Below are 14,975 nucleotides of genomic sequence, written 5' to 3'. Positions count from 1 at the left end.
GGGAGCATTTTATTATTAAGCGACATTACAACAGCGAAGGAGATGATTTAATACCTATGTACATATTTTTTAATACGGTATAATGGCATTTATACCATTCATTTTCAGGTTCCAGTTCATATGCTTTTGCTGCATATTTTAAGGCTATTATTCGATTTTCCATAGCCATACATACTTTTGATTTTCCAAAATATGCAACACTTCTAGTGATATCAACTTCAATGGCTTTATTATATATTACAAGAGCCTCTTTACCCTTATGTAGAGAGAGTAGTGCACTTCCTTTACCACATAGTGCATCATAAAAATCAGGACTTAGTTTTAGGGATTCATCAAAACATTCTAAAGCTTTTTCAAAATCGTTAATAATAGCTAAAAATTCTGCTTTTTTTAAATATATGTTTGTATTTTGTTTATCGGCCTCAAGAAGTTTTTCACAATAGTAAATACATTTATCAAAGTCACCAGTTAAATCGTTTATATCAATTAACTTCCAGTAGCCCTTTGGGTCACCAGGGACTAACTGTAAATATTTATTTATGCATTTTTCAGCTTCGTAAGCTTCGTACATTTCAATATAAGCTTGAGCTTTTACAAAATAAGCCTGCGCATATTCATTGTTGAGGAAAATGGCTTTATTAAAATTTTTGAATGCTTTTTCAATTTTCCCATCATTGAAAAGCCCCTTGCCTCTTTCTATATATTCTTTAATTAGGGTTTCATCATCGCTTAAATGGATACTAGTTTTCATTAACATGCTCCTTTCAATTGCAATCACACATTAAAATTATTGACATAAAAGAAAACGGTATACATGTGACTGGAATGAAATAAATGTTTTTATCTTAAATGATAATATTTACAAACATAAAAGGGTATAGTATTCTGTAAATAAAGGTACTATTGAAAAAATACAAGAAGTATTAGAATGGAGGATTTTTTATGATAATAGACTGGCTTAAAGGCTTTGATCCCGTAGTTCAGGCTCTTTTTGCAACATTATTTACTTGGGGTGTAACTGCTTTAGGAGCGTCTTTAGTATTTTTCTTTAAAAATATAAGCAGAAAGGTGCTAAATGGTATGCTTGGGTTTGCAGCAGGAGTTATGATTGCTGCCAGCTTTTGGTCATTGCTAGCTCCTGCTATAGAGATGGCAGAACAAACAAGTACACCATCGTGGATTCCTGCAGCAGTAGGGTTCCTCGCAGGTGGGGGTTTCCTTTTGGCAGTGGATAAAATTTTACCACATCTACATCTTAATCAACCAATAGAACAGGCGGAAGGGATTAAAACTAGTTGGCAAAGAAGTATTTTATTGGTACTTGCAATAACGCTACATAACATACCAGAAGGACTTGCGGTTGGGGTTGCATTTGGAGCAGTAGCAGCTAATATTCCTTCAGCTTCATTAGCAGGAGCTGTTGCACTGGCAGTTGGTATTGGTATTCAAAACTTTCCAGAAGGGGCTGCCGTTTCTATACCATTAAGACGAGAGGGTTTCTCTAGGTTTAAAAGCTTTATGTACGGTCAGGCGTCAGGGATAGTTGAACCTATAGCAGGAGTGATAGGTGCATTTGCAGTAATAGCTATGAAACCTATTCTTCCCTATGCACTATCCTTTGCAGCAGGTGCTATGATTTTCGTAGTTGTTGAAGAACTAATACCTGAATCACAACAGGATTCAAAAACAGATATTTCAACTATAGGTGCTATGGTAGGGTTTGTAATTATGATGATATTGGATGTAGCTTTGGGATAATGTAAAAATATGATAAAAATATGCTGATATATAAATATCATTTAAATAAAGGCGGCGCTATGGAAAAGTTTAGTGGTAATCTAAATTTTCTAAAAAAACTAGGTGTTATTTTTAGTATATCAATTTTAAATGTCAGAAATAAACGAATTTATAGATAAGATTAAGATTAAATTAGGAGTTATTAATTTTGTTCATTTTGTAATTACTAATTACGACATAATACCCATATTTCATCTTGTTATATTTTTATCACATGTGATATACTAATTTTGTTAAGTAATGTAACATGCTAATTAAAAAATAAGGGGGAGATTCGTATGAAAATTAAAGCAATAATACTATCACTAGCTGTAGGTGCTACTTTATTAGTAGGATGTGGCGCTAAAGAAGAAGCAAAAAAAGAACCAACATCAACTGAGGTAGCAACAAAAGAACCAGCAAAAACTGATGTAGTAACAACAGCTTCAATAGTAGATACTCAGGCAGCATTTGAAAATGCAATAAGCAGTAAAGGTACATGGATTATTGCAACGCTTAAGGATTTAACTGTTGATAAAGAGCTTGTAGTTGAAGGTGATTTTAAAAACACTAAAGATCCAGCAGTTGCACAACGTAAAATAGGTTTATACACACAAGATGATAAACATGTAGTAACAGCTAGATTCACTTTAACTGCTCCAAAATTAACTTTTAGTAGTCCTGCAGGAAGCATAGAACATGGAACTTTCAAAGGTGACCTTTATGTAACAGCAAGCAACTTTCAGTTAAAAGATGCTACAGTAGACGGAAATGTATATTTTACTACAGATGAAGCTAAATCTACATTTAAAATGGATGATAAAAGTAAAGTAACTGGAGTTCAAGAATTAAAAAAATAAAGTATAAAGTATAATTTGTACTTTTAAAAGTACTCAAATTGAAGGCAGATATCCATTAGCAAAACTAATGGGCATCTGCTTTTTTTTAATACAATCTACACTTTATTTTAGAATATTTATAAAACTCTTCTTATTATAATTAATGTCTGCTATAATTAATTGGTTTGTATAAAAAGTTAACAAAAATATGTTTAAATAGAAAGGTAAATAAAAATGATAAAGTTTAAAGAGCTAGGACTTAGCGACGATATACTAAATACGATTAAAATTCAAGGAATTACTGAGCCAACGCCTATACAAGAGCAAAGTATTAGGCTAATAAAAGACGGTAAGGATGTTATAGCAGAGGCACAAACAGGCACCGGAAAAACACTTGCGTTTCTACTGCCAATGTTTGATAATATGTCAAATGATATAAATACGATTCAAGGATTAATAGTGACTCCTACAAGAGAACTTGCAATACAGATAACTAGTGAAGCTAAAAAGCTTGCAGAAGGTAAAAATTTAAATATTTTGGCAGCGTATGGTGGCAAGGACATAGGTGCACAGCTGAAAAAATTAAAAGGAAATATTCATTTAGTAATAGCAACACCAGGAAGATTACTAGACCATCTTAGTCGAGTTACGGTAAGGCTTGATAACCTTAAAACCATAGTATTAGATGAGGCGGATCAAATGCTTCTTATGGGATTTAAAAATGATGTGGAGTCTATCTTAGAAAAAACACCAAAAAACAGGCAGACGCTATGTTTTTCAGCAACTATGAGCTCTGATGTGAAAAAAATGGCTTATAAGTATATGAACGATCCTAAAGAAGTAATTATTAAAAAAGAAGAGACAACACTTAAAACTATAAAACAATTTTTAATAGAAACTACGGATAGACGCAAACAAGAAGATTTATGTGAAGTAATGGACGAAGATAATCCATTTATGGCCATCATTTTTTGTAGAACTAAAAGAAGAGTTGATGATCTTGAGATGGCTCTTTATAAAAAAGGTTATAATTGTAAAAAACTACATTCTGATGTAACTCAATCAAAAAGAGAAAAAATAATGAAAGAGTTTAAGAAGTGTGATATTCAGTATTTAATTGCCACAGATGTAGCAGCAAGAGGCCTTGATATAAATGGAGTTAGTCATGTTTATAACTACGATATGCCTGAAAGTGCAGAAGGATATATCCACCGCATTGGAAGAACAGGAAGAGCTGGCGAAGAAGGATATACATATTTATTTTCAGCTCCAAAGGATAAAGTTCTTTTAGATGCTATAGAAAAGAAAATAAAAGGTAAAATTCCTAGAAAAATTTTGTAGTGAATTTAAACGATAAAATACTTAAAGCTAATTTAAATTAACTTTAAGTATTTTTATTTATATTAAGTTATAATTTTTAGTTTTACTATACGATTTTTACTGGTGTTTTGTATAATAAATTTTGTGTCATTATAATTTATTGTCTCGCCTGTCTTTGGAAGCCGTCCTAGTATGCCGGTAACGAAACCGCCTATGGAATCAAAATCCTCTGATTCTATATTGAGGCCTATCATTTCATTAACCATGCTTATTTTTGTGTCACCATCAACAATATATTCATCTTCTTTGATAACTTCGATTTTATCTGTATCATCGTCGTATTCATCATCTATATCTCCCACAATTTCTTCTACTAAATCTTCGATTGTAACAATTCCAGAAGTTCCACCGTATTCATCTAATAAAATGGCTATAGGAACTCGTTTTGCACGCATATCTGCAAATAAATCTACGGTGCTTTTGTACTCATACGTAAAGTAAGGGACACGCATATGTTTCTCTATGCTGAATTCTTCTCTTCCATCTTCGAAGAAAATTAAATCTTTAATGTATAAAACGCCAATAATATTATCAACAGTCTCTTCATATATAGGCAATCTAGAAAATTGCTCTTCCCTGAAGATTTTTATGAGCTCTTCGTAAGTAGAGGTTACATTTGCTACAATCATATCAGTTCTTGGAGTCATGACATCTTTTGCTTGCGAATCTCCAAATTCAAATACATTATAAATCATTTGCTTTTCTTCGCCTTCTAAAACACCTTCCTCATGACTTACACTAACCATTGTTTTTAACTCTTCTTCAGTAATAAAAGGTTTTACCTTAGTGACTTCCCCACCAAGTACTTTTATTATTGTATTTGTTATATAAATTAAGACTGTAATAAGGGGATTTAAAATGAAGGTAATTAGACTTAATGGCCGAGCAACTTTTAAAGCAATTTTTTCGGAATTTTGTGCAGCTAATGATTTTGGTGTTATTTCCGCAAAAATCAATACAAGAATTGTCATAATAGCGGTCGCAATAGCTACCCCAGAGGCTTTATAATAGTGAATGGCTAGGGAAGTTGCTAGTGCAGAAGCACCTATATTGGAAATGTTATTCCCTACTAAAATAACGCCTAAAAGTTTACTTGGATTTTCAAGTAATTTACTAATTCGCTCAGCACCACAAACTTTTGAATCTACCATATGCCTTAGCCTTATTTTGCTTAAAGTCATCAAAGCAGTTTCAGAAGCAGAGAAAAAGGCTGAAAACAGTAATAAAATTACTAAAGATATAATTTGCCACGTACCATCGGGGTCCATAATATATTTCACGCTCCTTAAGATATAACCTAAGGAAATTATATCATAAGATAAGAAATATTTAAATGGAATTATCATTAATGTTTTAAATGATTACACAAATATGTAAATGTTATACATAAATTGATTTGTTTAAGTACATATCTTCATTTGCAATGTACCAGCTACTATCCAGTAACTGTTTTCTTGAGATAATTTTTTAAAATACAAAATACATGGGATAATGAGTAGTATTTTGTTGATATTTATCATATATATGACATTTAATATGTTATTATATACTATAAGAGTATATTTTAAGATGTTACTATAAATACAATTAATAAAGGAGATAATTCATGGAAGAAATTAAGTCACACAAAATAAAAATATTTATGTTACTATCAATAACTTTAATTATGTTTATTACAATAATAAAAGGAAGTAGTGGAATTAGCCATACAAAAAAGAATATACCCTTGGCAGCAAAGGGGGTGTTAGACTTAAGAAATTGGGATTTTAAAAAGGATGGTATGATAAAACTTAATGGAGAATGGGAGTTTTATGACAATGAGTTACACATGCCTCAGGATTTCCAAAGTATTCCTGAAGAAACTATTAGGTATGAGAAGTTACCAGGTACGTTTGGACAAGAAGGCTATTGTACGTACAGATTAAAGCTACTTATAGACAATAAGAAGGAACTTTATTCAGTGAAAATAAATTTTATCCAAAATGCATATGAACTTTGGGCTAACAATAAACTAATAACATCGGCTGGACGGGTGGGCAAATCAAAAAACGAAATGATTCCAGAAAATGAGCCAGCTAGCGGCTCATTCTATGTAGAAAATGATGAAACCTATTTAGTCCTTCGGGTTAGTAATTTTTATAATAAATATGGATATGTAGATACATTAGTACTTGGGGAGTCAAAGGAAATTACAGCTATAAGAGAGCAGAAGCTAGCATTGAGCTTGTTTATTATTGGATGCACCATCATGGCAGCTATATATAGTTTTGGACTATTTATTAATAGAAGAAAAGAAAAGGCTCAATTATATTTTTCAATCATTTGTTTAATCATTGCGATTAGAACACTATTTATTGGCCAAGGGTTCTTTTTTTCACTATTCCCTCACCTTAATTATATTTTCTCTACAAAAATGAAAATATGGACCTTTTATGCATACATTCCCTTTATTATCTTGTTTATAGATAAATCTTATGAAAAAATAATGTCACGTAAAGTAGTTAAAGTATCCAATTATTTAGGAGTGGTATATACTTTAAGTGTGATTTTTACTCCGGTTAAATATTATTTATACTTTATAGCACCTTTTGAATTATCTGCACTTGCATTGCTATTTTATATGATGTGTAAGATTTGTAAAATATGCATAAATAACAAGCAAACTGATCATATAGTTGTTGTTGGACTGTTTGCTTTATTTATTACAAGAATCAATGATATCTTGTATGAATACAGTATAATAATTACGGACTCATTTGCATCTCAAGGCATATTAATATTTATTGTTGTAAATTACTATGTTTTAGCAAAGAGGCAAGCCAATGAACTTTCTAACATAGAAAGTAGTAGTGCTAAACTTAAATCTTTAAATGAATTAAAAGACGATTTTCTAGCGGTAACTTCACATGAACTAAAAACTCCATTGAACGGAATTGTTGGATTAACTGAAGGAATAGTAAATAATAAATATGCTGATTTAGATGTTGAGCTCAGAGAGGACCTATTTTTGGTGAATTCTAGTGCTAAAAGATTATCTAACTTGGTTAACGATATGATGATATTTTCTAAGCTTAAAAATAATCAAATTGTGTTACGTACGAAATTTGTTAATATAAGCAATGTGGTAGAAATGGTAATAAAATTTAGTGAAATATCTATAAATAATAAAAACGTTACTTTTAAAAATTTAATAGATAAAGACACACCTTATGTATTTGGGGATGAAGATAGGATACAGCAAATTTTATATAATTTACTTAGTAATGCTATAAAATTCACACATGAGGGGGAGATAATATTATCCTATATCGTAAAAAATTCTTTTGTTGAGATTTGTGTTACAGACACAGGAATAGGAATTCCAGAGCAGAAGCTTCATAAAATTTTCAGTAGATATGAGCAGGTGGATGGAATTGCAGAAAAGTATGGCGGCACTGGAGTAGGGCTTTATGTAACCAAAGAACTTATTCAAATACAGGGTGGGACTATAAAGGTTTCTTCTGTTATAGGAGAAGGCAGTAAATTTATTTTTACTCTCCCATTATGCACTGAGGAAGAGCTCAAGAGCAATCTTCATGAAAATCTTTATAATAAAGAAAATGAAGAGACAGCAGAACTATTAGCGCAGTATTCAAATAATCTAGAACTAAAACCTGATATAGTAAGTGTATCTATAGATAATGTTAGAAAAATTATTAATGAAAATATAAATTCAAGTAAGAAAGATAGGTATAAAGTTTTAATAGTTGATGATGAGTATGTGAATCTTAAAGTATTAAAAAATTATCTATCAAATGACACTTTTGAAGTTTTAGAAGCATCCAGTGGTAAGGAAGCATTGAGAATAATCGACGAAAATGTAGATTTAGATTTAGTAATTCTCGATATGATGATGCCAGATATTTCAGGTAATGAAGTATGTGCGATTATTAGGGAAGAACAATCGATTTTTGAACTACCTGTGCTAATTATGACTGCAGATAGCAATGTAGAGCACTTAGTTATATCCTTTGAGTGTGGTGCAAATGATTATTTAAGCAAACCTTTTAATATGCATGAGTTACTCTGTAGAATAAACACTTTGATAACATTAAAGGATTCAGTTAAAAAAGCCTTAGCATTAGTAAATGAGCTTGGAGTAGCTAAAAACCAAGTTGAAGCCCTTAGCGTGCAAAATGCCGAAGCTAGTAGACAAGTTGAAGAACTTATAGCATATGACAAAGTGAAAACGGATTTTTTAACTAATATGTCACATGAACTTAGAACTCCTCTAAATGTAATTTGTAGCACAATACAGTTATTAAAGTCTCTTGATGGAGCAAAAAACTTAGGGGATGAAAAGATTAAATATTATATTAATATAATGAATCAGAATTCTCTAAGGTTACTTAGACTTATAAATAATATAATAGACACAAATAAAATAGAGGCAGATTACATAAGTCTTAACTTGAAAAATGGTGACATAGTTTATGTTGTAGAGGAAATATCGCAATCTGTAGCTGAGTATATAAAAAGTCATGAAATAACACTCATATTTGATACTGATGTAGAAGAAAAAATAATTGCATTTGATGAAGAAAAAATTGAAAGAATTATGTTGAATTTACTATCCAATGCAGTTAAATTTACAGATAAAAAGGGAAGTATTCTAGTTAATATTTATGATAAAGGTGGTTTTATTGAAATATCTGTAAAGGATACAGGAATAGGAATTCCAAAAGGCAAGTTAGAGTTTGTTTTTGAGCGTTTTGCGCAAATCGATAAATCTACATCAAGGCATAATGAAGGTAGTGGAATAGGACTAGCATTAGTAAAGTCTCTTGTAGAAATGCATGAGGGGAACATTAGTGTAAATAGTGAAGGGGGAAAAGGAAGCGAATTTATTATAAATCTCCCAGTTAGAACAGTTGACAGGGAAGAGGAAGAAAACAATCTTAATAATAAAGAGGTATTTGAAACAAACTATGAACAAAATCTATCAATAGAATTCTCTGATATATATAAATAGTTAAATCATTACCTGCGTATCTGTTTCAGGTTGATAATATAATAATATTATATTATTCGGTAATACTATAAATATAATGTTATTATATTTATAAGAAATGTAGTTAATAGAATTATAAAAAAATACGTATTTATGTTATAATTAATTAGTATCTATATGGTAACTAAAGTTCATAAAAGTATCTACTTGCAAAAAATGAGTAAACGGTCTAAAATAATAGAAGAATATAAAAATATGATGATATTTATGGTATATCCTAAGGGGAAAGGTTGAGATGATGATTTTTAAAAGACTTATGATTGAAGATAAGAATGTATTTGAAAAATTTATATATCCATATAAATTTTTAAGTTGTGAATATTCTTTTACAACTTTATATATATGGAGAGAAGCTTGTGATGTTTGTTTTACTATTTATAAAGGTGCTCTAATAATAAAAAAGAAGGATTTCGAAGGAAGATATTATTTTATGCAACCTTTGGGATATAGTAAAGAAAATCTTAAAGAAATAATAGATGCATTAAAAGAATACAAAACAGAAAACAATATGGAATACTTATTTAAAGATCTTGATGAGGGTGTTATGGAGGAGATAAGGGATATATATGATGATGCTCATGGTATCTGTATCAAGGAAGATAGAGATAACTTTGATTATTTATATGAAGCAGAAAAGCTTATAAAGCTTTCGGGTAAGAAGCTTCATGGGAAAAAAAATCATTATAATTCCTTTATAAAGAAGTATAACTATGAAGTTAAAGACATTAAAGGGGAAGAAGTAGTAAATGACGTAATAGTAGCTGCAGAAAAATGGTATGCAGGTAATAATGATGATGATGTACTTTATTACGAATTACAGGGGATAAAAGACATCGTAAAAGATATGGGAATTTTTAATAATAAAGGGATAGCTGTTTATGTAGATGAAAAGATTGTAGCGTTTAGTTTGGGAGAAAAATTAAATGATGATTTGGCAGTGATTCATATAGAAAAGGCAGATACAAAGTATAGCGGAGTCTATAGCTTTATTAACAAAACGTTTGTTGATACGAGTTTTAGTGATGTTAAGATAATCAATAGGGAACAGGACCTAGGAATCGTAGGCCTTAGAAAATCTAAATTATCCTATCATCCTTTTAAATTAGAAAAAAAATATATTTTTAATTTTGGTAATGCTTAAGGATATTTCAGCATCGCGGGTGATGGTTTAATAGAGTAGAATAGACTAGCGTACAGCTAGTCTATTTTTAAAGAGTACATATAATCAATTCCAAATTAAAGCTGAGGAAAGGTGATAGAGTGAAAAATCTTTTGGTTGGAAAAAAAATAAAACTTACGTCTATAAACGAAGAAGATATTTTGGAACTTAAAAAGTGGCATAATGATGTGTCCTTCATGCGTAATTATGATGTAGTAAGCGCAATTCCTAAAAACATGGAAGAGGTAAAGGAGATAATAAGAGAGGCAAAAGAATGTAATAGAGCTTATATTTTTGCTGTTAAAGACAGTGAACAGGAAGAAATTATTGGTATTACAGGATTTGAAAATATATCTTGGAATAATGGAACTGCATTAATATATATAGGAATAGGGGAAGAAAAATATAGGGGACAAGGGCACGGAAAAGAAGCTCTTAAATTAACTATAGAGTTTGGATTTGAGGAACTAAATTTTCATAGAATATATCTTACTGTGCTTGAATACAATGAACCTGCAATAAAGCTATATGAGAAATTAGGGTTTAAAAGAGAAGGGGTCTATAGGGAATTTATTCACAGAGATGGTAGACGGTATGATATGTATTTGTATGGAATACTGAGACCTGAGTGGGAAGAGGCCTCAAAGGAAAAGTGAATATAATATATAAATAGGGGTGTCTCAAAATGATTGAAAAATCATTTCAAGAGGCACCTCCTTTTCATTACTATTTTTAGAACTAATTTTGAAATTTCAGTCCTAAGTTTTAAGATGCGTTTTTTATACTGGAGAAAAGAACAGGTTTATATAGGCATAGTTCAGCTGGGATGTGTATATAATACTGTATAAGCGAAAGTGACAAGTTGCAAATTATGGTAATTTTGCATTAGGGCAAAATAAAATAAGTATTGTCTTTAATGGTCTTTCTGCATCAGCAGATAAGCTTCATTCATTTGTCACTTTTAAATTGTCACTGAATAATGGGGAGTGTGGTAAATTGAACATTTTGAAGGTTGGGGATAAAACTAAAATAGGTGCTACTATTCTAAGTATTATTATAGCACTTGGGGTTGGTGGTCTCAGTGGATTTTTAAGCATGGATAATATGAAAGATTATGAGGGATTTGCAAAACCGGTGTTTTCACCGCCAGGGTGGGTGTTTCCAATTGTATGGACAATTCTATATATACTAATGGGACTTGCAGCATATAGGGTATGGGAACAAGGGAAACAAGGTCAAGATGTTAAAAAAGCTCTGGTTTTATATGCACTGCAATTATTTCTGAATTTTTTATGGCCTATAATATTTTTCGAATTCAGATTATATGGACTTGCTTTTGTGGAGTTATTGGTGCTATTAATTTTTATTTTGCTTACAACTTTTGAATTTTTTAGAATTGACAGGACAGCAGGATATCTAATGCTACCTTATATCGTATGGGTTTCTTTTGCAGGTATTCTTAATTTTGCAATTTGGTCTTTAAATAGCTAAAAATCAATGTGACAATGATAATGATTGAGTAGCTAAAGCTATAAACAAATTTATACTTAATAATTTAAATTAATACTTTTTAGCATTGAAATTAAAATATTGATGCTAAGAAGCTTTTTTTATACTTAAAACTTGAACATTTATTTCAATAGAGTTTATAATAAGGGAAGTGTATTAAGCGTATTAAGTGTATTAATATTTGGGAGTGATAATTTGAAGAGAAGCGAAAAAATATATGAGTATATTGCTGAAAAAACAGAAAAATTTAATCGTGAAAACTTAGAGGAAAAAATCGGTTTTAGCACAGCTGAAATATCTCAGAGTTTAGATATTTTAAGAAATAACGTAAGTATGGAATTAAATGAATTGCTTAGACAGGATAGAATAATAAAAATAAAATCTAGACCTGTGTTATACGTTGATAATGCTTGTTTAGAAAGGATTTTGAATAAAAAATTGCCAGCTGGGCCAATAGAAGTAAAAAAATTAAATGAGTTATTATTGGGAAAAAATGAAAATAGTCAGGAAGAATGTCCTTTTGATAAACTTATTGGAGCACAAACTAGTCTTAAAAATCAAATTGAACAGGCAAAAGCTGCAATACTTTATCCTCCAAATGGTTTGCACACATTAATTGTTGGTCAAACAGGAGTTGGTAAAACCTTGTTTGCAAATATGATGTACAAACAAGCAAAGTATTCGAAAAAATTGGATGAAAAATCACCATTTATAGTATTTAATTGTGCTGATTATTATAACAATCCTCAACTTTTAACCTCACATCTGTTTGGACATATTAAAGGAGCATACACCGGTGCTGATAGCGAAAAGGCTGGAATTGTTGAAAAAGCAGATAGCGGTATATTATTTCTAGATGAAATACACAGATTACCACCAGAAGGACAGGAAATGTTGTTTTATTTTATGGATACAGGTATGTTTAATAGATTAGGTGAGACAGAGAGAAACAGAAAATCCTGCGTTTTAATAATTGGAGCCACTACGGAGGATCCCAATTCATCACTACTAAAGACATTTGTAAGAAGAATACCAATAATTATAACTATTCCTAGCTTTGATAAAAGGACAGCCAGTGATAAAGTTGATTTTATCAAATTTTTATTAGCCAATGAGGCACATAGAGTAAGCAAAGTAATAAAAATTGAAGATAAAGCAGTTAAGGCAATTATTGGAAGTACGTCTAATGGGAATATTGGTAAGATGAAATCAAATATTCAACTTATTTGCGCTAAGGGTTTTTTAAATAGTATCAATAATAAGGATTTTATAGAAATAGATTTTAATTCGTTGCCTTCAGATATTAAAAGCGGATTATTTTATCTAAGTGGCAAACGTAAAGAAATGGAAGAAATATCTGGCTATTTAGATTCGCAACTAATAGTTACTCCAGAAGGTCACAGTGTATTAATTGAAAAAGATCCTTATGATCCACCTTTTAATTTATACAAGATAATAGAAGATAAGGCAGCCTTTTTGAAAAAAGGAGGTGCAGATGAGGAGTATATAAACAATTTTATTACAACTGATATTAATGTGCATATTAAATCCTTTTATAACAAGGTTAAAAATGATGAGGATGGTAGAAGTAAAATATTAAAAATAGTAGATGAAGATATTCTTGAATTTTCAGAAGAAATAATGGACATGATTGAAAAAAAGCTTGATAAAACACTAACGGATAGATTTTTATATGCATTAAGTCTACATTTAAGTTCATTTTTAAACAGATTAAGTAATCATCAAAATCTTAAGTATAAAAATATAGAAGGTATAATAGATGATAAACGCACAGAATTCAATATTGCAGTAGACGTAAAGGGAATGGTTGAAAAAAAATATAATGTGGTTGTCCCAAAGATTGAAGTTATATATCTTACATTGTTAATCAGTTCTATTATGGAGGAACAAACAAATCAGCATGTGGCAATAATTGTAGCGGCACATGGAAGCAGCACAGCAAGTAGTATGGTTAATGTGGCAAAGCAGCTTCTAGGGGAGGGTGTAATCGAAGCAATAGATATGCCATTAGAAGTTAGTCCTACTCAAACTTTAGATGAAATTATTGAAAAGGTTAGGGAAATAGACATGGGTAAGGGGGTTCTATTACTTGTGGATATGGGTTCACTTGTTAACTTTGAGTCTATAATAATGGAAAAAACAGATATAAAGGTTAAGACACTAGATATGGTTACCACCTCATTAGTATTAGAAGCCATAAGGAAAGCAACTATTTTAGATATGAATTTAAATACCTTATATAATTCTCTAAAGCAATTTAGAGGGTCTTCAAAGATTGAGGAAGAAGAGAAAGTGATTAATGAAGATGATGCAAATAAGAAAAGGGCAATAATAACAATATGCTCCACAGGTGAGGGGACTGCAGTAAAGCTAAAAGGACTTGTGGAGAACATTGTTAGAAGTACAGATGAAAAAGAAATTGAAATTTTACCAATAAGCATAAAATACATAAAAAGGAAAATGATAAAAATAAAAAATAACTATAGTATTATAGCCTCTGTAGGTATTTTAAATCCTAAAATTGAAGCTCCGTTTATCTCCCTCGAAGAGTTGATTAGTGGTTATGGTGAAAATATTTTAATAAGTATAATACAGAGAAAAGACTTTAAAATTGAAAAAGGCCATGAAAATACAGTAGTTAAGGATTTATGTAAAGACAGCTTAAATCAATTTTTAACTTATTTAAATCCTTCTAAAATAATAAGTGTATTGTATCAATTTGTAAGTCTTTTAGAAGAAAACACAAAAATAAGCTTTAACAATGCAACCAAAATAAGAATAATGGTGCATGTAGGTTGTGCACTAGAAAGAATGATAATAAAGGATGGGTTAAAGTACAAGAGGGAAAAAGCTAAGATAAATTCACACTTGGTAGAGATTATTACAGGGGCAAATAAAGTATTTAAAGATGCAATAAACATAAGTTTAACTCAAGATGAAATATTATTTATAGCAGAAATGATAGAATAGGAGATAATATACTGATACACTTCTCTTTTGATACACTTTTTATCAGCCGAAAATTAAAATTAGTATTGAAACTATAGAAGAAGTGTATCAAAATAAAAAAATAAAAAATATTAAAATAAAAAATGGCTATTTTAAAAGATTTAACGACATTTGAGAATGAAAGTCTCCCACTTCTATAAGTGGGAGTATAAGTCTCCTTCTGAAGTCGTAAATGCATCTCCTGCGAAGATGTTGCAGCTCCGCAGGAGATGATTTAACACAAACATAAAAA

The 14,975-nt window shown here is 30.5% G+C and carries 10 protein-coding genes; 8 read left to right on the top strand and 2 right to left on the bottom strand.

Annotated features, from left to right (window positions below):
* Positions 1-25 precede the first annotated feature (25 nt).
* A complete protein-coding gene (locus tag ACWJJ2_RS08755) occupies positions 26-778 on the bottom strand; it encodes a tetratricopeptide repeat protein (RefSeq protein ID WP_220286507.1) in 753 nt (250 codons plus the stop codon).
* Between the two features lie 164 nt (positions 779-942).
* On the opposite strand from ACWJJ2_RS08755, the gene ACWJJ2_RS08750 reads away from it, so the two are divergent.
* From ACWJJ2_RS08750 to ACWJJ2_RS08740, 3 genes are all read left to right on the top strand, one after another.
* Positions 943-1,758: a ZIP family metal transporter gene (locus ACWJJ2_RS08750; RefSeq protein WP_220286506.1), complete on the top strand. Its 816-nt coding sequence runs from the start codon at positions 943-945 to the stop codon at positions 1,756-1,758.
* A 317-nt stretch (positions 1,759-2,075) separates the two neighbouring features.
* Positions 2,076-2,636 carry a hypothetical protein gene (locus ACWJJ2_RS08745; protein ID WP_216302928.1) on the top strand — a complete coding sequence of 187 codons (561 nt, stop codon included), beginning with the start codon at positions 2,076-2,078 and terminating at the stop codon, positions 2,634-2,636.
* 213 nt (positions 2,637-2,849) lie between these two features.
* On the top strand, positions 2,850-3,956 hold the full coding sequence (locus ACWJJ2_RS08740; RefSeq protein ID WP_462954264.1) for a DEAD/DEAH box helicase: 1,107 nt from the start codon (positions 2,850-2,852) through the stop codon (positions 3,954-3,956).
* A 62-nt stretch (positions 3,957-4,018) separates the two neighbouring features.
* Here the strand turns inward: ACWJJ2_RS08740 and ACWJJ2_RS08735 are convergent, their stop codons facing one another.
* Entirely contained in the window at positions 4,019-5,263 is a 1,245-nt protein-coding gene (locus ACWJJ2_RS08735) for an HlyC/CorC family transporter (protein ID WP_165413161.1), read from the bottom strand.
* Positions 5,264-5,601: 338 nt separating this feature from the next.
* Between ACWJJ2_RS08735 and ACWJJ2_RS08730 the strand changes: the two genes are divergently transcribed.
* From ACWJJ2_RS08730 to ACWJJ2_RS08710, 5 genes are all read left to right on the top strand, one after another.
* The gene (locus ACWJJ2_RS08730) at positions 5,602-9,006 is read left to right on the top strand and encodes an ATP-binding protein (protein WP_462954263.1); all 3,405 of its coding nucleotides are present in this window, start codon (positions 5,602-5,604) and stop codon (positions 9,004-9,006) included.
* Positions 9,007-9,280: 274 nt separating this feature from the next.
* On the top strand, positions 9,281-10,186 hold the full coding sequence (locus tag ACWJJ2_RS08725; protein ID WP_216302925.1) for a DUF2156 domain-containing protein: 906 nt from the start codon (positions 9,281-9,283) through the stop codon (positions 10,184-10,186).
* 131 nt (positions 10,187-10,317) lie between these two features.
* Positions 10,318-10,860, top strand: a complete 543-nt coding sequence (locus ACWJJ2_RS08720) for a GNAT family N-acetyltransferase (protein ID WP_462954262.1) — start codon at positions 10,318-10,320, stop codon at positions 10,858-10,860.
* A 340-nt stretch (positions 10,861-11,200) separates the two neighbouring features.
* Positions 11,201-11,695: a TspO/MBR family protein gene (locus tag ACWJJ2_RS08715; protein WP_462954261.1), complete on the top strand. Its 495-nt coding sequence runs from the start codon at positions 11,201-11,203 to the stop codon at positions 11,693-11,695.
* 213 nt (positions 11,696-11,908) lie between these two features.
* Positions 11,909-14,704 (top strand): sigma-54-dependent transcriptional regulator, encoded by a 2,796-nt coding sequence (locus tag ACWJJ2_RS08710; protein ID WP_462954260.1) that lies wholly within the window; start codon positions 11,909-11,911, stop codon positions 14,702-14,704.
* The last annotated feature ends 271 nt before the right edge of the window (positions 14,705-14,975 follow it).

Source organism: Clostridium sp. CM039 (assembly GCF_055081075.1).
The sequence above is the reverse complement of the archived record's forward strand: the minus strand, read 5'-3'. Positions and strand labels throughout refer to the sequence as shown.

Coding starts and splice junctions, on each gene's coding strand:
- ACWJJ2_RS08750 (WP_220286506.1), top strand. CDS start 943: ATGATAATAGACTGGCTTAAAGGCTTTGATCCCGTAGTTCAGGCTCTT.
- ACWJJ2_RS08745 (WP_216302928.1), top strand. CDS start 2,076: ATGAAAATTAAAGCAATAATACTATCACTAGCTGTAGGTGCTACTTTA.
- ACWJJ2_RS08740 (WP_462954264.1), top strand. CDS start 2,850: ATGATAAAGTTTAAAGAGCTAGGACTTAGCGACGATATACTAAATACG.
- ACWJJ2_RS08735 (WP_165413161.1), bottom strand. CDS start 5,263: ATGGACCCCGATGGTACGTGGCAAATTATATCTTTAGTAATTTTATTA.
- ACWJJ2_RS08730 (WP_462954263.1), top strand. CDS start 5,602: ATGGAAGAAATTAAGTCACACAAAATAAAAATATTTATGTTACTATCA.
- ACWJJ2_RS08725 (WP_216302925.1), top strand. CDS start 9,281: ATGATGATTTTTAAAAGACTTATGATTGAAGATAAGAATGTATTTGAA.